The 20,780-nt window shown below is 68.9% G+C and carries 19 protein-coding genes; 12 read left to right on the top strand and 7 right to left on the bottom strand.

Annotated elements, in window-relative coordinates; genetic code table 11:
* Both ACYVJH_RS10595 and ACYVJH_RS10590 read right to left on the bottom strand, forming a co-directional pair.
* The gene (locus tag ACYVJH_RS10595; protein WP_460454613.1) at positions 1 to 1,173 is read right to left on the bottom strand and encodes a class I SAM-dependent rRNA methyltransferase; all 1,173 of its coding nucleotides are present in this window, start codon (positions 1,171 to 1,173) and stop codon (positions 1 to 3) included.
* 39 nt (positions 1,174 to 1,212) lie between these two features.
* On the bottom strand, positions 1,213 to 2,379 hold the full coding sequence (locus ACYVJH_RS10590) for a GGDEF domain-containing protein (protein ID WP_460454612.1): 1,167 nt from the start codon (positions 2,377 to 2,379) through the stop codon (positions 1,213 to 1,215).
* Positions 2,380 to 2,672: 293 nt separating this feature from the next.
* On the opposite strand from ACYVJH_RS10590, the gene ACYVJH_RS10585 reads away from it, so the two are divergent.
* The 4 genes from ACYVJH_RS10585 (at position 2,673) to ACYVJH_RS10570 (ending at position 7,454) form a co-directional block, all read left to right on the top strand.
* Positions 2,673 to 3,644 carry a TerC family protein gene (locus ACYVJH_RS10585; RefSeq protein ID WP_460454611.1) on the top strand — a complete coding sequence of 324 codons (972 nt, stop codon included), beginning with the start codon at positions 2,673 to 2,675 and terminating at the stop codon, positions 3,642 to 3,644.
* Positions 3,645 to 3,687: 43 nt separating this feature from the next.
* Positions 3,688 to 4,461, top strand: a complete 774-nt coding sequence (locus ACYVJH_RS10580; RefSeq protein WP_460454610.1) for a rhomboid family intramembrane serine protease — start codon at positions 3,688 to 3,690, stop codon at positions 4,459 to 4,461.
* A gap of 81 nt (positions 4,462 to 4,542) precedes the next feature.
* Positions 4,543 to 5,736: a GGDEF domain-containing protein gene (locus ACYVJH_RS10575; protein ID WP_460454609.1), complete on the top strand. Its 1,194-nt coding sequence runs from the start codon at positions 4,543 to 4,545 to the stop codon at positions 5,734 to 5,736.
* 71 nt (positions 5,737 to 5,807) lie between these two features.
* Positions 5,808 to 7,454, top strand: coding sequence for a M28 family metallopeptidase (locus ACYVJH_RS10570; protein WP_460454608.1), 1,647 nt, complete (start codon positions 5,808 to 5,810; stop codon positions 7,452 to 7,454).
* On the opposite strand, the gene ACYVJH_RS10565 is transcribed toward ACYVJH_RS10570, so the two are convergent.
* Entirely contained in the window at positions 7,455 to 7,934 is a 480-nt protein-coding gene (locus tag ACYVJH_RS10565; RefSeq protein ID WP_460454607.1) for an Lrp/AsnC family transcriptional regulator, read from the bottom strand.
* 122 nt (positions 7,935 to 8,056) lie between these two features.
* On the opposite strand from ACYVJH_RS10565, the gene phhA reads away from it, so the two are divergent.
* The gene (gene phhA, locus ACYVJH_RS10560) at positions 8,057 to 8,944 is read left to right on the top strand and encodes a phenylalanine 4-monooxygenase (protein WP_460454606.1); all 888 of its coding nucleotides are present in this window, start codon (positions 8,057 to 8,059) and stop codon (positions 8,942 to 8,944) included.
* Here phhA and ACYVJH_RS10555 read toward each other — a convergent pair.
* Entirely contained in the window at positions 8,890 to 9,615 is a 726-nt protein-coding gene (locus ACYVJH_RS10555; RefSeq protein WP_460454605.1) for a hypothetical protein, read from the bottom strand. The genes phhA and ACYVJH_RS10555 overlap by 55 nt on opposite strands.
* 142 nt (positions 9,616 to 9,757) lie before the next feature.
* Here ACYVJH_RS10555 and ACYVJH_RS10550 point away from each other — a divergent pair, with 142 nt between their 5' ends.
* Complete coding sequence (locus ACYVJH_RS10550; RefSeq protein WP_460454604.1) at positions 9,758 to 10,897, top strand: sensor histidine kinase; 1,140 nt, start codon at positions 9,758 to 9,760, stop codon at positions 10,895 to 10,897.
* On the top strand, positions 10,894 to 11,535 hold the full coding sequence (locus ACYVJH_RS10545; RefSeq protein WP_460454603.1) for a response regulator: 642 nt from the start codon (positions 10,894 to 10,896) through the stop codon (positions 11,533 to 11,535). Before ACYVJH_RS10550 ends, ACYVJH_RS10545 begins: the two co-directional genes overlap by 4 nt.
* A 26-nt stretch (positions 11,536 to 11,561) precedes the next feature.
* Here the strand turns inward: ACYVJH_RS10545 and ACYVJH_RS10540 are convergent, their stop codons facing one another.
* Positions 11,562 to 12,800: an MgtC/SapB family protein gene (locus ACYVJH_RS10540; protein WP_460454602.1), complete on the bottom strand. Its 1,239-nt coding sequence runs from the start codon at positions 12,798 to 12,800 to the stop codon at positions 11,562 to 11,564.
* 103 nt (positions 12,801 to 12,903) lie between these two features.
* Here ACYVJH_RS10540 and ACYVJH_RS10535 point away from each other — a divergent pair, with 103 nt between their 5' ends.
* Together ACYVJH_RS10535 and ACYVJH_RS10530 are read left to right on the top strand one after the other, a co-directional pair.
* Positions 12,904 to 13,932, top strand: a complete 1,029-nt coding sequence (locus ACYVJH_RS10535; RefSeq protein ID WP_460454601.1) for a class 1 fructose-bisphosphatase — start codon at positions 12,904 to 12,906, stop codon at positions 13,930 to 13,932.
* Entirely contained in the window at positions 13,919 to 14,638 is a 720-nt protein-coding gene (locus ACYVJH_RS10530) for a 2OG-Fe(II) oxygenase (protein ID WP_460454600.1), read from the top strand. Before ACYVJH_RS10535 ends, ACYVJH_RS10530 begins: the two co-directional genes overlap by 14 nt.
* A gap of 9 nt (positions 14,639 to 14,647) precedes the next feature.
* Here ACYVJH_RS10530 and ACYVJH_RS10525 read toward each other — a convergent pair whose 3' ends face one another.
* Positions 14,648 to 15,730 (bottom strand): PA0069 family radical SAM protein, encoded by a 1,083-nt coding sequence (locus ACYVJH_RS10525; RefSeq protein WP_460454866.1) that lies wholly within the window; start codon positions 15,728 to 15,730, stop codon positions 14,648 to 14,650.
* Positions 15,731 to 15,787: 57 nt separating this feature from the next.
* Here ACYVJH_RS10525 and cls point away from each other — a divergent pair, with 57 nt between their 5' ends.
* From cls to ACYVJH_RS10510, 3 genes are all read left to right on the top strand, one after another.
* A complete protein-coding gene (gene cls / locus ACYVJH_RS10520) occupies positions 15,788 to 17,203 on the top strand; it encodes a cardiolipin synthase (protein WP_460454599.1) in 1,416 nt (471 codons plus the stop codon).
* Between the two features lie 62 nt (positions 17,204 to 17,265).
* A complete protein-coding gene (locus ACYVJH_RS10515; protein WP_460454598.1) occupies positions 17,266 to 17,529 on the top strand; it encodes a hypothetical protein in 264 nt (87 codons plus the stop codon).
* A gap of 13 nt (positions 17,530 to 17,542) precedes the next feature.
* Positions 17,543 to 17,794, top strand: coding sequence for a GlsB/YeaQ/YmgE family stress response membrane protein (locus ACYVJH_RS10510; protein ID WP_460454597.1), 252 nt, complete (start codon positions 17,543 to 17,545; stop codon positions 17,792 to 17,794).
* 29 nt (positions 17,795 to 17,823) lie between these two features.
* On the opposite strand, the gene ACYVJH_RS10505 is transcribed toward ACYVJH_RS10510, so the two are convergent.
* Positions 17,824 to 20,706 carry a ligand-binding sensor domain-containing diguanylate cyclase gene (locus ACYVJH_RS10505; protein WP_460454596.1) on the bottom strand — a complete coding sequence of 961 codons (2,883 nt, stop codon included), beginning with the start codon at positions 20,704 to 20,706 and terminating at the stop codon, positions 17,824 to 17,826.
* Positions 20,707 to 20,780: the final 74 nt, after the last annotated feature.

Below are 20,780 nucleotides of genomic sequence, written 5' to 3'. Positions count from 1 at the left end.
TCAGAGCACGCGGCAGAACACCGCCTTGAGGTAGCGGCTTTCCTTTACGTGGGCCATGAACGGATGGTCGCCACCGGCGCCGGCCACCTTCAGCACCTGCACGGTGCGGCCGGAATAGAAGGCCGCGCGCCGGATCATGTCCAGGAACTCTTCTTCCGACACCAGGCCAGTGCAAGAGCAGGTGAGCAGGATGCCGCCGGGCCGGACCACCTGCATGGCCAGCTTGTTCATGTCGTTGTATTTCTTCAGCGCCGGAATCACCTGTTCGCGGTCGCGGGTCAGCTTGGCCGGGTCCAGCACCACCACGTCGAACTGTTCGCCGCGCTGGTGGGCGTCGCGCAGGTAGTGGAACAGGTCGGCCTGCACGAACTTGATCCGTGCATCGTTGAGGCGTGCGTTCTTCTCGGCGACCTCGAGGATTTCCTCGTCCAGGTCGATGCCGATCACCTCGTCGGCGCCGCCTCGCGCCTTCGCGTATATGGCGAAGCCGCCCGAGTTGCAGCAGACGTCGAGCACGCGCTTGCCGGCCGTGAAGCGCGCAAGGAATTCACGGTTGTCGCGCTGGTCGGCGAAAAAGCCGGTCTTGTGGCCGCTGCCCGGGCTGGCGCGGAACTTCAGGCCGTTTTCGGTGATCAGGCTCGGCTCCGGCGCCGGCGGCGCGCGGAAGTCGAAACTTTCCTGCTTCTGCACGTGCTCCTCGGAGAAGCTGTAGAAGCGGCAGCCCGGGAACTGCTCGCGCAGCGCGGCGTAAACCCACTCCCGGTGACGGAAGGCGCCGGCAGAGAAAAACTCCACTACCAGCAGGTCGCCGTAGCGGTCCACCACCAGGCCCGACAGGCCGTCGCCTTCCGAATGCACCACGCGCCAGGCGTCGGTGGTTTCGTCCAGGCGCAGCGACTGCCGGCGCAGGGTCACCGCGTCGGCGATCTTGCGGGCGAAGAAGGCCTCGTCCACCGCCTCGTCGGCATCTTCGGTGAGCACGCGCAGGGCGATCCGTGAATGGCCGTTGTAGAACCCCCGGCCGACCCACTTGCCGGTGTTGTCCACGATGTCCACGATGCTGCCCGGCTTGGGCTTGGCCTCGGGCTTGACCACCATCTTCTGGAAGATCCAGGGGTGGTTGGAGCGGCGCTCGATCTTGAGCGAAATGACGGGAAGGGCAGGCGTATTCATCGGCGGATTGTACCGGGGCCGGCCCGGCGCTGCCCCGCCTCAGCCGGCCGGCGAGAGCTCCACGCGATCGCCACCGGCCCGCTTGGCCTGGTACATGGCCAGGTCGGCGCGCTGCAGTGCCGCCTCCAGCGACTCGTCGGCGCGTATCTGGGCGACGCCGATCGACACCGGAACCGGGATCTCTTCGCCCCGGTAGAGCATGTGCGCATGGTTGATGGCCGCGCGCAGGCGCTCGGCCACGATCCTGGCGCCGCCGGCGTCGGTGCTGGGCAACAGGGCCACGAATTCGTCGCCCCCCAGGCGGCCCAGGATGTCTTCGCCGCGCAGCACCAGCCGGGCGCGCGCCGCCAGGTGCCGCAGCACGCCGTCGCCGGCGGCATGGCCCAGGGTGTCGTTGATCGCCTTGAACTGATCCATGTCCAGCAGCAGCACCCCCAGCGGCCGGCCGTGCCGGCGCGACTCCAGGACCAGGCGATGGCCCTGTTCGACCAGGCCGCTGCGCGTCAGCACGCCGGTCAGGGGATCAACCGTGGCGAGCTTGCGCAGGTCGTCGTAGGCCCGTTCGGTGTGCATCAGCACGAAGCCCAGGCTCAGGAACATCACGCCCACGCAGGCATAGACGAAGACGACCATGTCGCTCGGCCCCGCCTCCAGCAGGCTGCCCTCGGGCCGGAGCGCCAGCAGGTGCTCGACGAAACGCCAGCAGGCAACCAGCACCCCGAAGGCCGCGAAAGCGCCGGTCAGCCGCGCCGCGGTGAACCCGCCGCGGCGGTAGTCGGACGCCATCGCCAGGGCGATGCTGCCCAGCAGCACGATGGCTGCGACCGAATTGACCAGCACGCGCGCGCTGTAGTGCGGGCGAAACTCCGAGAACCAGATCAGGCTGGCCACCGCCACCAGCACCACGCCCCACAGCCGGGAACGATATTCGGGCAGCCCCTGGAAACCGCGCACGGCCCGGGCCATTTCGGCGAAGCCCAGCAGCAGCAGGCCGTTGCCCAGGGCGATCGACACCGGGTCGGGCAGCTCGCCGCGCGCGGCGAGCATGGCCCAGGCCAGGGGGTGCATCAGCAGGCCCACGGTCCAGATACGCAGGTGGCGCCGGCGCTCGGGCGGGAAATGCAGGCTGGCCTGGGTCAGGAACAGCACCGTCAGCGCGCTGAGAAGCACGCCCACCACCATCACCGAAAGTATGTCCAGCGCCATGCCACCCCCGTTTGCCGCCGCCCCACCGCGCGCCAGAGGTTAGCCCGTAGGCGCACCCGGCGTGTGTGATTGACATCAAGTTAACCCGGTATGACAGAATCTGGGCACAGAAGGGGAGTAGCTCCCGCTGCCGAGATCGTCATCACGGGCCCGGACCCTCGTCCAAAGCCCCGGTCCGGCAGGCAGGCCCAGGCCTGCGAGCGAGACCTTCGCCCGCCCACGGCGAAGGTCATTCCGTCCCGGAACGATGCGCCATGGCCCGGACGACAGGCCGACGCACCGGAGACCCCGCCTTGGAAACCATCGGTACCCCGCTCATGTGGACCGCCTTCACGGGCCTGGTCCTGGTCGCACTTGCCGTCGACCTGCTGGTCCTGCGGCAGAACGGCCCGCACAAGGTGAGCACGCGCGAGGCGGTGATCTGGTCGCTGGCCTGGATCGCGCTGGCCATGGTCTTCAATGTCGGCCTGTGGTGGTACCTGCAGGGCCAGATGCCGGCGCAGGACGCCGACCGCATCGCGCTGGAATTCCTCACCGGCTACCTGGTCGAGAAGGCGCTGGCGGTCGACAACATCTTCGTCTTCCTGATGTTGTTCACCTACTTCGCGGTACCCCCGCAGTCGCAGCAGCGGGTCCTGATCCTGGGCGTGCTGGGCGCGATCGTGCTGCGCGGCATCCTCATCTTCGTCGGCGCGGCGCTGATCGCGCAGTTCCACTGGATCCTCTACATCTTCGGCGTATTCCTGCTGGTCACCGGGGCCAAGATGCTCTGGGCCGCCGGGCAGGAGCCGGACATGGACAAGAACCCGGTGCTGCGCTGGCTCACCGGGCGGCTCCCGATGGTGCGGCGCTACCACGGCGAGGCGCTTTGGCTGGGCCAGGGCGGTCGGCGCAAGTACACGCCGCTGTTCATCGTGCTGGTGATGATCGCGGTCACCGACGTCATCTTCGCGGTCGACTCGATCCCGGCCATCTTCGCCATCACCACCGACCCGTTCATCGTGCTGACCTCGAACGTATTCGCGGTGCTGGGCCTGCGTGCGCTGTACTTCCTGCTGGCCGGCGCGGCCGAGAAGTTCCACCTGCTGGCCTACGGCCTGGCGATGGTGCTCATTTTCATCGGCACCAAGATGCTGCTGGTGGACCTCTACAAGATCCCGGTGGCGATCTCGCTGGGCGTGGTCGCGGCCACCATCGCGACCTCCATGGTGATGAGCCTGTGGATCAAGCCGCGGCCGCCCGGTCCCCTGCAGCCGCCGCGCTGATCCTGCCCTTGCGCCCACGCCCGCCGGTCCCCACCTGAGAAGGATGGACTCCGAACGCCAGCGCCACGCCGACGCCGTGGGCCGCCATTTCCGCCGGGCGCTGCTGGCCTCGATGGCCTTCGTGGCGCTGATCGGCGCGATCTTCTTCGCCACCCCGGCACTGGGCGGGCTGCGCGAGCTCGCCCTGGTGCCGCTGCAGGCCCACGGCCTGGTCGGCATCCTCACCGCGCCACTGCTGCACGGCTCGGCCGGGCATTGGCTGGCCAACGCGGCCGCGCTGCTGGTGCTGGGCACCCTGGTCGGCACCGTTTACCCGCGCGCGGCGCTGCGGGCGCTGCCGGTGCTCTGGCTGCTGTCGGGCCTGGTCACCTGGCTGATCGGCCGGCCGTCCTTTCATATCGGCGCCAGCGGGCTGACCCATGGCCTGATGTTCCTGCTGCTGTTCCTGGGCCTGTTCCGGCGCGACAAGGCCGCCATCGCGGCGGCGCTGATTGCGTTTTTCCTTTACGGCGGCATGGTGCTGACGATCCTGCCGCGCGAACCGGGCGTGTCCTGGGAGTACCACCTGGGCGGCGCGCTGGCCGGCATCGTCGCGGCCTGGCGCTGGCGGCGCCTGGACCCGGAACCGCCGCGCAAGCGCTACAGCTGGGAAATCGAGGAAGAGCAGGCGGCCGCGATGGCCGAGGCCGAGGCCGCGCAATTCGAGCCGCCGCGTCCCGACGACGTCCCGGTGCTCTGGCAGCGCCCGGCGCCCCCGCCCGGCGGCGTGGTGCTGCCGTTCCGGCCGCGGCGCGACGAAGACGACGCCGGCCGCTGAATTTCTCGGGCTTGCGCCCCCGGCGCAGGGGTGGAACCCTTGGCCCGAGACCCGCCATCGCCAAAGGAGGCGATGCTGCCCGTGGAGTGGTCCTTCGACATCCGTTCCGGCCTGCTGGTCGGAGCCCTTCTCACCCTGCTGATCGGCATCGTCCTGGCGATCGTCGCCCGCGCCATGCCCGCGGCCTTCCGGCCGGCGATGAACTGGTGGGTGGCCGCGACCCTCCTGCAGCCCACCGGCTTCGTGCTGCTCAGCCAGCGCGACCAGCTGCCTGCCTGGGTAACGATCGTGGTCGCCAATGCCTGCATCGCCGGCGCCTTCGCCGCTTATGCGGTGGCGCTGCGGCGGTTCCACCGGCTGAAGGTGCCGCACTTCCTGCTCTGGGGCATGGTGGCCCTGGCGCTGGGCGTCTCGGCCTGGTTCGGACTGGTGCAGCCCGACCTGACCCTGCGGCTTATCGCCATCTCACTGGTGCTGGGCTGGATGCTGGGCTACTGCGCCTGGACGATTTACCGAGGCCCCGAAGGGCGCGGCCTCGTCCGCCATGTCGCCGGCGGCGCCTTCCTGCTGGCCGCCCTCATCATGGGCTACCGCGCCCTTGCCCTGACCTGGGACCCGGGCCAGGTGATCGCCGTGTTCCAGCTCACCCATGTGCAGCTGCTTACCTATGCCGTCGGCAGCATCCTGCCGGTGGTCGCGACGGTGGGATTCCTGCTGCTGTGCACCGACCGAAGCCAGCGCGATCTCGAGCGCGCCGCGCGCATGGACTACCTCACCAACGTCTACAACCGCCGCGCCATCGAAGAGCTGGGCACCCGCGCCATCGCCGGTGCCCGCCGCCACGGCATGCCGCTTGCGCTGCAGGTGGTGGACATCGACCACTTCAAGCGCATCAACGATGAGCTGGGCCATGCCGCCGGCGACCTGGCGCTGGTCCGCGCGGTCGAACGCATCCGTGAATGCCTGCGTGCCGAAGACCTGCTGGGCCGGCTCGGGGGCGAGGAGTTCATCGTGCTGATGCCCAATACCGACGGCGCCGCCGCGACGGCGGCCGCCGAGCGCATCCGCGAGGCGTTTTCGGAACGACCGCTGGACCTGCGCGGCCAAGCCCGCAAGGTGACGCTGTCGATCGGCGTGGCCGTGCTTGCGCCGGCCGACCGGCTGTTTTCCCAGCTGCTCCAACGCGGCGACCGAGCCATGTACGCAGCCAAACACGCCGGCCGCGACCTGGTGATGGCCGATGCGATGAGCGGTTGGGAAAACCCCGCCGCCTGAGAACACGACCTTCATTCCCAGCAGCCAGGCCCGGTGGTAGCGTCGGGGGATCGACCCTGGGAGTGTCCCGAATGAAGCAGCTGCTGGTTCCGATCGCCCTGACCCTGCTGGTGGCCTGCAGCCGCGAGCCGGCCCCGGAGGCGCCCATCACCGCGCCGGGCACCGCCACGAGCGAAGCCGACGGTGCCCGCCGCATCCAGGCCGACGTCGCCTTCCTGGCCGATGACCTGCTGGAAGGGCGCGCCGCCGGCACCCGCGGTTATGACCTCGCCGCGCTCTACGTGGCCAATCGCTACCGCGCCATCGGCCTGGAACCGGCCGGCGACGATGGCAGCTTCCTGCAGGCGGTGCCCTTGCTCGAGGGCCGGCGCGAACGCAACGGCGCCGCCTTCAGCCTCAGCCGCGATGGCGAACGGATTCACTTCGCCTTCCAGGACGATTTCCTGCCCGGCGTGAACTACAACGCCGCCAGCCACGCGGTGACCGCGCCACTGGTTTTCGTCGGCCAGGCGGTGCACGCGCCGGAACTCGACCACGACGACTTCGAAGGCGTGGACGTGCGCGGCAAGATCGCCGTGTATTTCTCGGGCGCCCCGGCGGACTTCCCCAATACCCAGCGTGCCTACCACGCCTCGGGCCGGCAGAAGCTGATCGGCCTGGCCGCGCGCGGCGCCGTCGGCGCGGTCCAGATAGGCAACCCGGTGGACGAGGCCAAATATCCCTGGGCACGCGGCGCCCGCAACTGGGCCATGCCCGGCATGCGCCTGGTCGGCCCGGACGGCCAGCCGATCGACGCGTTCCCGGAACTTCGCGCCACCGCCAGCCTGGGCGTGCATGCGGCGCGCCGCCTGTTCGAGGACGCGGCCATGGACGCCGACGAAGTCTTCGCGCGCCGCGAGGCCGGCACGCTGGAGGCCTTCGACCTCAAGGGCCAGGCCACGCTGGCCGGGCGAACCACGCTGGCGCCGGTGACCAGCCACAACGTGGTCGGCCGGCTCACCGGCACCGACGCCACGCTGGCGTCCGAGCACATCGTCTATACCGCCCACCTCGACCACGTTGGCCGGGGTGCCGAAGTGGACGGGGACGACATCTACAACGGCGCCTTCGACAATGCCCTGGGCACGGCGGTGATGCTCGAGGCGGCCACCGAACTGGTGCCGGCGGCGCCGAAACGCAGCCTGCTGTTCGTGGCACTTACCGCCGAAGAACGCGGCCTGCTCGGCGCCGAGCACTTTGCCTCCAACCCCGGGGGCGACGGCACGCTGGTGGCCAACATCAACATGGACATGCCGGTGTTCCTGGCCGACGTCACCGACGTGGTGCCGATCGGCATCGAGCACAGCAGCCTGGAGAACGACGTCAGGGCCGCCGCCGACATGCTGGGCATCGGGCTCACCGCCGACCCCAAGCCCGAAGAGGTGGTGTTCGTGCGCTCGGATCAGTACGCCTTCGTGCGCAAGGGCATTCCCGCCGTGTACCTGGACGCGGGCATCAAGGCGCACTCGCCGGACGTTGACGCGCTGGCGCTCTACGAGGATTTCCTGACCGGCCATTACCACCAGCCCAGCGATGACACCTCGCTGCCCATCCATTACCCGAGCGCCGCGCGCCTGGCGAAGCTCAACGCCGCCATCGGCCGCCGGGTGGGAGACGCGGAACAGAAGCCGGGCTGGAAGGAGGGCGATTTCTTCGGCCGCACCTTCGGCGGGCAGTAGTCAGCCCAGGTGGCCCAGCGGCAGGCCGCGGGCCTGCTTCACGGTGCGCAGCACGAAGCTGGAGTTGATGTCGGCGACGCCGCTGGCGTTGAGCAGGTGGTCAAGCAGGAAGCGCGAGAAGTGCGCCAGGTCCTGCACGACCACCTGCAGCAGGTAATCCATTTCGCCGGTGAGGGCGTGGCAGGCCACCACTTCGTCCCAGCGGTTCACGCGCTCGGTGAAGGCCTGCACGGCCCCGGCGTCGTGGCGGGCCAGCTGCACGCGCACGAAGGCCTGCAGGCCCAGCCCGACGCGGTCCGGGTCGATGCGGGCGGCATAACCGGCCAGTACGCCGTCCTGTTCCAGGCGCTGTACCCGGCGCAGGCAGGCCGAGGGCGAAAGCTTCACCCGCTCAGCCAGGTCGGCATTGCTCAGCCGGCCTTCGCGCTGGAGTTCGGCCAGGATGGCCAGGTCGGTGCGGTCGAACTTGAGATGGTCCACTTTTTGCGGCCCCTGACCCTGTTGGCGCAATAATATTGCTCACTTAAGGTCCCGTTGTGCAACTACGCAAGCCGATTGCGGCCAACGAGCGATAGACTGATGCAAAGCGTACGGAGAAAGGCATGAACCCCCCGCGCCGCGTCGAACACCAGCTCACCGACAAGGGCTACGTGCCGGTCTACACCACGGCCGTGGTCGAACAGCCCTGGGGCGACTACACCGCCACCGACCACGAGGTCTGGGCGACGCTGTTCAAGCGCCAGCGCGAGATCCTGCCCGGCCGGGCCAGCAAGGAGTTCCTGGCCCAGCAGGAAGTGATGGGCATGTCGGCCGACCGCATCCCGAAGTTCGACGAACTCAATCCGGTGCTGCGCAAGACCACCGGCTGGGAACTGATCGGCGTCGAGGGCCTGCTGCCGGAACTCACCTTCTTCGAACACCTGGCCAACCGGCGCTTCCCGGTCACCTGGTGGATTCGCAAGCCCGACCAGCTCGACTACCTGAGCGAGCCCGACCTGTTCCACGACCTGTTCGGCCACGTGCCGTTGCTCATGAATCCGGTTTTCGCCGACTACATGGCCGCCTACGGCCGCGGCGGCGTCAAGGCGCACGGCATTGGTCCCGAAGCGCTGGTGAACCTGACGCGCCTTTACTGGTACACGGTGGAATTCGGCCTCATCAAGGAAGACGACGGCCTGCGCATCTACGGCAGCGGCATCGTCAGCTCCAAGAGCGAATCGATCCACTGCCTGGAATCGAAGGCGCCCAACCGCATCGGCTTCGACCTCGAGCGCATCATGCGCACGCGTTACCGCATCGACACCTTCCAGAAGACCTACTTCGTGATCGACAGCTACGAGCAGTTGATGGAAGCGACGCAGCCAGATTTCACGCCCATCTACGAACGCCTGGGCAAGGTCGAGAGCTTCCCGGCCGGCAGCGTGCAGCCGGGCGATCAGGTGTTCAACCGCGGCACCGGCGAAGGCTGGCTCGACGACGGCGACGTCTGAGTCTTCCCGGCCGGCCGGCCGTACTTGCGATTGAGCCACCAGCCCGCGATGACGGCGCCGGCCAGCGGCGTGAACCAGGAATAGAGCTGGATCACCTGCGGGTCCACGCCCGGCAGCATCCCGCGCAGGCCAATGCCGAAAAACGCGATGTGGGTGGCGACGCCGTTGCCGATCATCGCGCCGTAGTGTTCCTTGAGCCACCACGTCGGGTCGCTGGCCGAACGCCGCCAGCTGAAGAAGGCGCCGATGCCACCGACCACGCCGACGCCTCCGAACACCTGCAGCAGCACCGACCCCACCTGCCACCCCAGCGCGATGATCGCCAGCCCGCTGACGGCGGTCAGCACGACCACGAACCAGTACATCGGGCCATAGAACGCCGCACGATCCCGGCGGTCGCGGATGGCGCGCCAGGCGAACCAGCTGGCGTTGCCGACCAGCACCAGCAGGTAGGTCAGGAACAGCGCGCCCACCGGATGGCCGCGGTCGGCGAGCTGCAGCACCAGTGGGACGCCGGTGAGCACGATGCCCAGCATGGCCAGCAGGTAGACCCTGCCGACGCCGCGGTGGAAGGGCGTGCCCTTTTTCACCAGGCCGGCGGTCCAGAAGCTCACCAGCGCGACGATGCCGGCGGCGACATGCAGGATGAGTGGGATCGAGGCAGGTTCCATGGCGTGCTCCTTCGGTATGCGGCCAGTTTCCGTGGCGCGCCGACGCGGCTCAGGTGCCGGCGGTCACCGGATCGAGGTGCCGGAAGTCACTTTGTGCAGTCCAGGACTTGAGCCTCCCGCGTGCCGGGCCCAAGCTGGCCCCATGCGCGAACGACTGAAACAGCTTTTCACCCCGCTCAACTTCGCCGGCTACGTCACCTGGGGCGCCATCGGCTGGGATCTGGTGTTCGGCGGCAGCGGCGTGCCGGCCTGGCTGGATGGAGCGCCGCCGGCCTGGGGACTGGGCGCCCTGCACGTGGCCTACCTGGTCCTGTTCATGGCCGTCGTCGGTCGCGAGGACGCCCCGCTCCCGCGGCTGCGCGTCTACATCGTCATCCAGTACCTGCTGGCGTTCGCGATGATGGCCCTGGCGCGCAACAGCACCCTGCCGATCCTGCTGATCCTGTGTGCGATCCAGGTGGTGCACGCCTGGTCGCCCCGCGGTTCCGGCGTGGTGCTGGCCCTTGTGAACATCGCGCTGTACGGCATCTATGCGGTCGTCTGGGGCTGGGGCTCGCCGCTGGTCGGCACGCTGATGCTGGGGTGTTTCCAGGTATTCGCGGCCAGCGCGGCCTGGTTCGGGGTGAGCGCCGAACGTGCGCGCGACGATCTGGCTGCCGCCAATGCCGACCTGCTGGCCACCCGTTCGCTGCTGGCCGAAACCGCCCGCGACGGCGAACGCCTGCGGCTGTCGCGCGAACTGCACGACGTCGCCGGCCACAAGCTCACCGCGCTGAAGTTGAACCTGGCAGCGCTTTCCCGCGACCCGCGCGTGGCCGGTGATGCCCAGGTCGCGCTGTGTGCCCGCCTGGCCGACGAACTGCTGGCCGACATCCGCGAGGTGGTGCAGCAGATGCGCCGCTCCGACGGCATGGACCTCGCACCGGCGCTGGAAGCCCTGGCCACGCCCTTCCCAAGACCGCGGCTGCACCTGCAGATCGACGGCAACGCCCGCGTGAGCTCGCTGGCGCAGGCCGAGGCGGTGCTGCGTGCCGTGCAGGAAGGCCTGACCAACGCCGCCCGGCACTCCCAGGCCAACAACCTGTGGGTGGTGCTGGCGCGCGAACCAGGCGGCCTGCGCCTGGACATCCGCGACGACGGCCGCGGTCGCGGCGAGCTGGAGCCGGGCAACGGCCTGCGTGGCATGCGTGAACGCCTGCAGGCCCTGGGTGGCGGGCTTGAACTGGGCCGCACCCGGACCGGCGGCGTGCACCTGCAGGCCTGGCTGCCGGTTGCGGCATGAGCGGCGCCGCGATCCGCGTCGCGCTGGCAGACGACCAGGCCCTGGTGCGCAGTGGCCTGATCGCGCTGCTGGCGGGATTCCCGCGGCTGGAAATGGTGGTGCAGGCCGAGGACGGCCAGGCCCTGCTGGACGCGCTGGCCTCGTCGCCGGCGGACGTCATCCTTTCCGACATCCGGATGCCTGGCCTGGACGGTTTCGGCCTGGTGCGCGCGCTGCGCGAACGCGGCGACGCCACCCCGGTGGTGCTGCTGACCACCTTCGACGACGAAAGCCTGCCGCTGGCCGCGGCCGCGGCCGGGGCCCAGGGATTCCTGCTCAAGGACGCCTCGCCGGAAGACCTGTACGAGGCGATCACCCGCGTTGCCGCCGGCGAAACCCTGCTGGCGCCGGTACCCACCGACCCGGTGCGCGCGCGTTACGCCTATCGCGACCAGTCGGCACCGACCGATACCTTCAGTGAACGCGAAGTGGCGATCCTGCGCCTGATCGCCGGCGGCTACTCGAACCGGGAAATCGCCAAGGCCGTCTTCCTGTCCGAGGGCACGGTGAAAAACTACGTCTCGGAGATCCTCGACAAGCTCGGTACCCGCGACCGCACCCGCGCCGTCCTGAAAGCCATCACCCTGCGCATCATCTGAAACCAGGCGACACCTGGCCGCCTGTTTCAGGCCAGGAGGGCGACGGCGGCGGTGGCGGCGACCATGGCGGCCAGGCCGGCGGCAACACGCACGCCATAGGCCAGGCCGCCGCTGGCGAAGGCAACCACCGACTTGGCCAGCGCGCTGGCCGCCAGCAGCAGCACGATGGCCCAGCGCGCCTGCCCGGCATCGAAGGCACCGCTGGCCGAGAGCCTGGCCACGCTGGCGGCCGCGGCATGCACTTCCGCCAGGGCCGCCAGGGTTGCGCCGGCCATCGCCCCACGCGGGCCCAGCCAGGCATTGAGCGCCGCCGAGGCGAACAGCACCGCGGTGATGACCACCGCGAACAGCAGCGCGTGCCGGAACCGGAACATGCGCGACTGGGCGGTGGGCGGTGGTTCGCCGTGGTCGTCCGGACGCAGGCCGAGCAGGCCCCCGACCAGCAGTACGGCGCCGCCCGCGGCAAGCTCGCCGGCCACCTGGGGCAGCAGCGCCGGCGCCACCGCCAGCAGGATGGGCACGAACAGGCTCAGGGACGCCAGGTTGGCCAGCATCGCCGCCCCCACCGCCGGCGAACGCAGGGCCGGGGTTTCCCGCACGCGCTGGCCGAACCCGGCCACGGCCGCGGTCGACGACACGTAGCCGGCGAAGAAGCCCGCCACCGCCAGGCCCCAGCGATTGCCGACCAGGCGCAGGGCCACGTGGCCCAGGGCGCTGATCGCCATCACCAGCACGACCAGCTTCCACAGCATGGCCGGGTTGAAGACGTCGAATGGCCCGATGCTGCGGTCGGGCACCAGGGGCAGGACCACGAGGGCCGAAGCCAGCAGCACCAGGCCGTCGCGCACCTCGGCCTCGCTGACGCGTTCGCGGGCGAGTTGGTGCAGCGGTGCCTTCAGGTAGACCAGGGCCGCCACCACCACGCCCAGGCCTCCGGCCAGGGCCGGCAGGGACAGGGACAGGCCACCCAGCAGGGAGGTCAGGACAAGGGTGATCTCGCCCGTCAGCCCGGGGTCCTCGGCCCGGCTCTGGCGATAGCTCAGCGCCGCGAACAGGCCCGCCATCGCCACCACCACCACGAACACGGCCAGGCCCAGCCACAGCGCCACGGCCCCGGACAGGGCCGCCAGCGCGTGGGTGCGCAATCCAGCCGAGGTGTCGCGGCCCGGATGCCGGCGCTCACGAACGGCGCCCACCAGCAGCCCCACACCCAGGGCAGTGCCCAAGGGCAGCAGGGGCAGGGCGTCGGCGGTGATCGGAGCCATGACCAATTGTGCCGGGAAATCGTGCCCGCAAGCAGGCCCGCGCTTGCAAGCCCGGCGCGGGCCCGGACAATGCCGGGGTCCGCCGCCACCCTGCTGGAGCCCCATGAAGCCGATTTCCCTGACCCGCTACCTCATCGAGGAACAGCACGCCGGCCGCATCAACGCCGACCTGCGCCTGCTGATCGAGGTGGTGGCGCGCGCCTGCAAGACCATTTCCATCGCCATCGGCAAGGGCGAGCTGGGCGGCGTACTCGGCGACGCCGGCACCCCCGGCTCGGCCAGCATGAACATCCAGGGCGAAGCCCAGAAGAAGCTGGACGTGCTGAGCAACGACATCCTGCTCGAGGCCAATGCCTGGGGCGGCCACCTGGCCGGCCTGGCCTCGGAGGAAATGGACCACAGCCAGCCCATTCCCGATGCCTTCCAGCGCGGCAACTACCTGCTGCTGTTCGACCCGCTCGACGGCAGCTCCAACATCGACGTGAACATCTCGGTAGGCACCATCTTTTCGGTGCTGCGCTGCCCGGACGACGTCACCGCGCCAAGCGACGAACACTTCCTGCAGCCCGGCAACACCCAGGTCTGCGCCGGCTACACGACCTACGGGCCGAGCACGATGCTGGTGCTGACCGTCGGCCACGGCACCCATGTGTTCACCCTGGACCGCGAGATCGGCAGCTTCATGATGACCCGGCGCGACGTGCAGGTGCCGGCGGAAACGAAGGAGTTCGCCGTCAACATGTCCAACCAGCGTTTCTGGGAGGCGCCGATGCAGCGATACATCGGCGACCTGCTGCAGGGCAAACAAGGCCCGCGCGGCAAGGACTTCAACATGCGCTGGGTCGCGTCGATGGTGGCCGACGTGCACCGCATCATCACCCGCGGCGGCATCTTCAGCTACCCGCTCGACAGCAAGTGCCACGACAAGGGTGGCAAGCTGAGGCTGATGTACGAAGCCAACCCGATGGCCTTCATCATCGAACAGGCCGGCGGCGCCGCCAGCACCGGCCGCCAGCGCATGCTGGACGTGCAGCCGACCGGCCTGCACCAGCGCGTGCCGGTGTTCCTGGGCTCGCGCGACGAGGTTGAGCAAGCGGTGCGTTACCACCGCGAACACGATGCGGAGTCCTGAGGTGGGCAGCGGCGATTTCATCGAAATCTACGAGGACGCCATCCCGGCCGCGACCTGCGCGGAGATCATCCGGCGCTTCGAGGCCTGCGGCCAGGACCAGCCCGGCCTGGTCGGCGGCGGGCTCTTCCCCGACCTCAAGAACAGCCGCGACATCAGTATTTCGGGCAAGCCCGAATGGCGCGACATCGAAGCGCTTTTCGTACACGCCATCCTCAAGGGCGTGGCGGCGTACCTGCGCACGTATCCCTACACCCTGATCGCGCCCCTGATGGTCCAGCATGGCAGCAGCCCGACCGAGGTCCGGCGCCTGATGGCCGACGATTTCGCCACGCTGCCCGCCGCCGCGCTCGACGACATCATCCGTTCGATCTTCCGGCCCGGACGCATCAACCTGCAGCGTTACCGCGCGGGCGAGGGTGGGTATCCCTACTGGCACTGCGAGCTTTACCCACGTGATCCGGCCTGCGAAACCCTGCATCGCCACCTGCTGTGGACGGTGTACCTCAACGATGACTTCCAGGCCGGCGAAACCGAATTCCTGTACCAGCAGCGCAAGGTGGCGCCGCGCACCGGCAGCCTGCTGATCGCGCCGGCCGCGTTCACCCACACCCACCGCGGCAACCGTCCGGAAAACGGCGACAAGTACATCGCCACCAGCTGGGTGCTGTTCAATCGCGCCGAGCAGATCTTCGGCAAGGGCAGCTGAGCCCGGGTCTCAGAACAGTTCGCCCTGTGGCCCGGCTTTGCGCGGGGCGACGAACTGGCTGCAGTCGAGCGGGATTCCGCGCTTCGTGGACAGGCCGAGCTTGCGCACGGCCAGGTCGAAGCGCTGGCCGACCAGCCTGGCCCATTCCCCCGTGCCGGACTGGCGCTGGCCGAAGCGGGCGTCGTAGTCGCGGCCGCCGCGGGCCTGGTTGACCAGGCTCATCACGTGGCCGGCGCGCGCGGGCAGGTGCGCGTCCAGCCAGCCGCGGAAGATGGGCGCGACTTCGTGCGGCAGGCGCAGCAGCACCATGCCGGCGTTGCCTGCACCAGCCTCGCGCGCCGCCGCCAGCACCGCTTCCATTTCCGCGTCGTTCACCGCCGGGATGACCGGCGCGAACATCACGCCGGTGGGAATGCCCGCTTCGCTGAGGCGGCGGATCGCCTGCAGACGGCGATGCGGCGCGCTGGCGCGCGGTTCGAGTTTCGCCGAGAGCCGGTTGTCGAGCGTGGTGACCGACAGCGCGATGCTGACCAGATTGCGTTTCGCCAAGGGTTCGAGCAGGTCGAGGTCGCGTTCGACCAGTGCGTTCTTGGTGAGCAGGGTGAAAGGGTGGCCGCAGTCGGCCAGCACTTCGATGATGGCGCGGGTGAGCCGGTAGCGGCGTTCGATGGGCTGGTAGGGGTCGGTGTTGGTGCCCATGGCGATGGGCGCGCAGGTGTAGCCGGGCTTGGCGAGTTCATCGCGCAGGACGTCGGCGACGTTGGTCTTGGCGAAAAGCCGGGTTTCGAAATCGAGTCCGGGTGACAGGTCCAGGTAGGCGTGCGAGGGGCGGGCGAAACAATAGCTGCAGCCGTGTTCGCAGCCGCGGTAGGCGTTTACCGAACGGTCGAAGGGCACGTCGGGCGAACGGTTGCGGCTGATGACGCTGCGCGCGTTTTCTTCGCTGACCGTGGTGCGCGGATCGGGCGGGCCCGGGTCGTCGTCCGCCCAGCCGTCGTGTTCGGCCTCGCGCGTTGTTTTCGCGAAGCGGCCCTCGGCATTGCCGGCGGCACCGCGGCCCTTCGTGGGCTTCGGAGGTGGGTTTCCTGCCATCATGGACACCAGTTTGCCGCCGGCGCGTCTCGTCCGGCGAGACCGCAGGGAGCTGGCATGGAACCGTCGTTCGATTGGGAGACCCTCAAACCCTGGCTGATCGGCCTGTGGGCGCTCTACGTGCCGGTGATGGCCGGCTGGATCGTGATGCGGAAGCGCGAGCCGATTGCCACCCTGAGCTGGATCCTGTCGCTGGCGGCGCTGCCCTGGGTCGGCCTGCTGATCTACCACTTCCTGGGCCCGCAGCGCATCGTGCGCCAGCAGCGGCGGCGCAGCCTGTCGCGGCGCAGCCTCGAACCGGTGCTTCCGGCCGACCTGGTGACCAGCGACGACTGTGCCACCGTTTCGCACCTGGCCCAGACCATCACCCATTTCGCGCCAAGCAGCGCCGTCGACGTGAAACTGCTGGTCGGTGGCAAGGCCACCTATGCGGCCCTGCACGAAGCCATCGCCGGCGCCAGGCACCACCTGCACCTTGAGTACTACATCTTCGAGCCCGACCAGACCGGCACGCCGCTGCGCGACGCACTGGTGGCCAAGGCACGCGAGGGCGTCCGGGTGCGCCTGCTGCTGGACGCCGTCGGCTCCGCCAGGCTGTCCAAGGCCTTCCTGGCGCCGCTGCTCGATGCCGGGGTCGAGGTTGGCTGGTTCCACCCGCTGAAACTGCGCTGGATATGGCGCCCCCGCATCAACATGCGCAACCACCGAAAGATCGTCATCGTCGATGGCTGCGTGGCCTTCACCGGCGGCATCAACATCACCGACGAAGAAAACGAGGCGGTCAATCCCAAGGCCTTCCACGACCTGCACCTGCGCCTGGAAGGCTCGATCGTGCGCTGGCTGCAGCTGGCCTTCCTGGAAGACTGGCACTACGCCACCGGCGTCGCGCTTCGCGACGAACGGCTTTGGCCCGAAGCCCGTGAAGGCACGATGCTTGCGCATGCGCTGCCGTCGGGGCCGGATTCGGTCTGGGAGTCGATCCATCGGGTGAAGGTCGAAGCCATCCACCAGGCCGACAAGCGCGTCTGGCTGGTGACCCCCTATTTCGTGCCCGGCGAGGCCGCACGCATGGCGCTGACCTCGGCGGCGATGCGCGGACTGGACGTGCGCGTGGTCGTGCCGGCACGCAGCGACTCGATCCTGGTCAGCGCCGCCGCGCGTTCGTACTACGACGAACTGCTGGCGTCGGGCGTACGCGTCTTCGAATACGAGCCGCGCATGTTGCACAGCAAGGCGCTGCTGGTGGACGAGGACACCTGCGTCGTCGGCAGCGCGAACTTCGACCACCGAAGCTTCCGGCTCAACTTCGAGCTCAGCCTGCTGCTGCACGACCGCGGCCTGGCCAGGGAGCTCGAGCAGGAAATGGAGGCGACGCTGGCCCAGTGCCGGGAGGTGAAGTCCGGCGACCCGCCGCCGCCCTTCCTGCGCCGTCTGGCCGACAACGCCACCCGCCTGCTTTCCCCGTTGCTCTGAAGGCGTTGGCTGGACTCGCCAGCCGCTTGGGCTAAACTTCCGGAAAATCCGCGAGGTGACCCATGCATTGGCTATATCTGCTCGGTTCGCTGGCCTGCCTTGGACTGGCCATGCTGCGTTCGATGCCCACGCTGGGCGTCCTGGTGTTCCTGGCCGGCGCGTTCGCGCTGATGGTGGCGTTCCTGCTTGGCTGGCTCAATTCGCGCATCGCAAGCACGTCGCGCGACGCCAGCCACATCATGACGGCCGAAGAGCTCCGCCACCTGCGCGAGCAGGCCGAAGCGCGCAAGGCGGCACGAGGCGAAGACTCCACCCACCGTTCCTGAAGGAGACAACTCGATGGACGTAACTAGCCTGCTCGTATTCCTGATCATTGGTGCACTCGCCGGCTGGCTGGCCGGGCTCGTCATGAAGGGCCGCGGCTTCGGCATCCTGGTCAACATGATCGTGGGCGTGCTGGGCGCGTTCTTCGGTGGCTGGCTGCTGCCCAAGCTCGGCATCAGCTTCGGCGGCGAGATCGGCGTCTTCATCACCGCCTTCATTGGTGCCGTGCTGTTGCTGGCGATCATCAGCCTGATCAAGCGGGCCTGACACCCGCGCCCCTGCACCGGCCGGCAAGCTCAGCCGGCGGCGACACCCGCGTCGGCCGCGACCCTGTTCCGGCCGGCGCGTTTTGCTTCATAGAGCGCCGCATCGGCGCGACGCAGCAGGCTGTCGGGTTCGGACTGCACGTCGGGAACCATTCCCGCCACGCCAATGCTGACGGTCATGCCGGCGTCGCTTGAAGCGATGGCCGCGCGAATGAGCTCGGCGCGCCGGAGCGCTTCCTCGGCGCGCACACCCGGCAGCAGCAGGGCAAACTCTTCGCCGCCATAACGCGCCAACAGCTCCCGCTGCGGGTCGTGCTGCTGCGACAGGCGCTGCGCGATGCCACGCAGCTGCACGTCGCCTTCGAGGTGGCCGTGGGCGTCGTTGTAGGCCTTGAAGTGGTCCACGTCGATCATCAGCACGCTCAGCGGCCGGCGCTGGTCGAGGCAGCGGAACCATTCCCGGCGCAGGCCGTTTTCCAGCGCGCGGCGATTGGCGACCCCGGTCAGGGCGTCTTCGGTGGCCAGCTCGGCCAGCTTGCGATTGGCGTCCTCGAGTTCATGCGTGCGCTCGGCGATGCGCGCCTCGAGGCGGCGGTTGGCTTCCAGGAAGCGCTCGGTGCGCAGCCGCACCAGCCACATCGCCACGGTGACGGCCAGGCCCAGCACCACCAGCGCACCCAGCACCTGCACCCACCACTGCTGGTACCAGAACGGCAGCACGCGGAACCGGTAGGTCATCGCCGCCGGCTGGCGGCCGGTGCCAGTGCGCGCCTGCACTTCCAGCGCGTAATCGCCAGGTGGCAGCGCGCGGATGAACAGGTCGCGATCGGCCCATTCGCTCCAGTCCGGGGTGACGCCGTGCAGGATGTAGCGGAACTCGGCGCCGCTTTCCATGCTGACCATGGCGAAGCGCAGGCTCAGGCTGTAGCCGGGCGGCAGGCGCACCGGCTCGGCGCCGTCGTTTCGCGTGGGCAGGACGAGGGATTCCCCGGCTTCGTTGTGGGCGACAACCGACTCCATGGCCAGCTGCAGGGGCTGCAGTTCGGTGCGCGACTCATCCGGATCGAACTGCAGCAGGCCCGTCCAGGTGGCGATGCGCAGCACGCCGTCCTGGCCAAACCGGACCGATGAATAGCCCGCCATGCCCCGGCCGCCCGGGTAAAGCGGCTGCCACTGCGTTTCGCCCTTGGGGCGGTGCCACAGTTCCCGGGTGGTATAGGCGTAGTCGCCCAGCGGCGTCTGTTCGACGTACATTTCGTGCGGCCGGGCGACCAGGGTGATCGGCGGCGCCTCGTCGGGCACGAAACGACCGTCCTCGAAGCGGAACCCGGCCTCACCGCTGGTGGCGTGTATGCGGCCCTCGAAGCGGTAAACACTGGTGCCGAACTGCGGGCTGACGACCAGGCCCCGGCTGTCGTCGTAAACCTCGCGCGAATCGACGGCGCCGGTCTGCGGGTCGATGGTCCAGCGCTGGACGGCGCCACGTGAATCGCCGAGCCACAGTTCGCCGGCGACATCGCCTTCTTCCAGGCCGAAGATGCTGATGTCCCCGAGCGACAAGCGGGGTCCTTGCTGCCAGCGGCCTTGCCGGTGGTGCAGGAGCACCACGTCCGGCCCGCTCAGGCCGTAAACCAGCTCCGGGTCATGGCGCGAGGCCATGAGTGCGAACACGCCATGGTTCTGGTGCTCATGCAGGCGCCGCGGCGCGTCGTCGCCCGGTCCCAAGGCCAGCAGGCCCTCGCGCACGCCGATGAGCAGCTCGCCCTTGGCGGCGAGAACGGCGTAGGCCTCGTATTCGGTCCAGGGCAGTCGTTCGGCGACAGGCTGGCCGTCTTCGCTGGGACGCATGCGCTGCACGCCCTGGCTGGTGGCCAGCCACAGGGCGCCGTCGAACCACTCGAAATCGTTGGGGTTTCCGGCGATGCCCTGGTCTTCGCCCAGGTGTGACCATGGCGACGGCAGGGTCAGGCGCGTCAGTTCGTTTTCCGTGGCGAGCCACAGGCCACTTTCGCGATCAACGGAAAGCGCGAGGATGCCGTAGGTGCCCAGGTTCAAGTTCTGGCGGATGCGCAGCTGGGCGTCGAAGCGAAGCAGGCTGCCGTCCAGGGTGCCGACCACCAGCGAGCCGTCGGACAGGTCCAGCACGGTGTAGGCGCGCTCGCCTGCCAGGAGGTCGCTGGCCGGACCCGGCAGTCGCGACACGCCGTGCTCGTCTGCGCGGTAGAAACCATCGTTGGTAACGAGCAGCAGGTGGTCTTCCCGCGCGACGATGCCGGGAAGCGGAATGTCCGCCAGGGCCTCGCCGCCCGGCAGCAGCACGAGCTTGCCGTCTTCGAAGCGCACAAGCCCCTGCCCCTGCACGCGCGCCAGCAGATCCTCGCCCACCCAGTAGAAGCTGCGCGCCGTCTCCGGCACCGGCCAGTGTCGCGCCTTGCTGCCGTCGGCGGGCAGGAGGATCAGGCGTTTTTCGCTACGGAAATAGACCCCGTCGGGGGTTGAGATCGTCTGGAAGACGAAACCCAGGTGGCGCTGGTCTCCGGTGAGTCCGGCGGTGTCGAGCAGCTCTTCGTAGGCGACGCCGCCTTCGCCGTCCGGCGCCAGTCGACCGAAGGTGTCGTAGCCGCCGACGTAGACCAGCCCGTCGGTACCTATGGCCAGGGAGTGCGCGGCCGATCGCGCCGGCAACATCGTCAGTCGCCAATCGATGCCGTTGAAGCGCAGCACGCCGTCCTGGTTACCGGCATAGAGTTCGCCGTCCGGCGACGTGGCCAAGGCCATGTGGCCCGGTTTGACCCGGGTGTGTTCCGAACCGAAGCTGCGCGAAAGCGGCGCACCCGGAACAGTTTCGGCCAGCGAAACCACCGGACAGGCCAAGAGGCCCAGCAGGACAAGCAGCGGCAGGAACGGGCGCATGGTCGGATTATGGCCGAAACCGGGCGCGCGAAAGCGCGAATCTCTCCCCTTTTCCGGCTTTCCGGCCGAGGGGC

This window comes from Arenimonas aestuarii, from assembly GCF_054781715.1.
The sequence above is the reverse complement of the archived record's forward strand: the minus strand, read 5'-3'. Positions and strand labels throughout refer to the sequence as shown.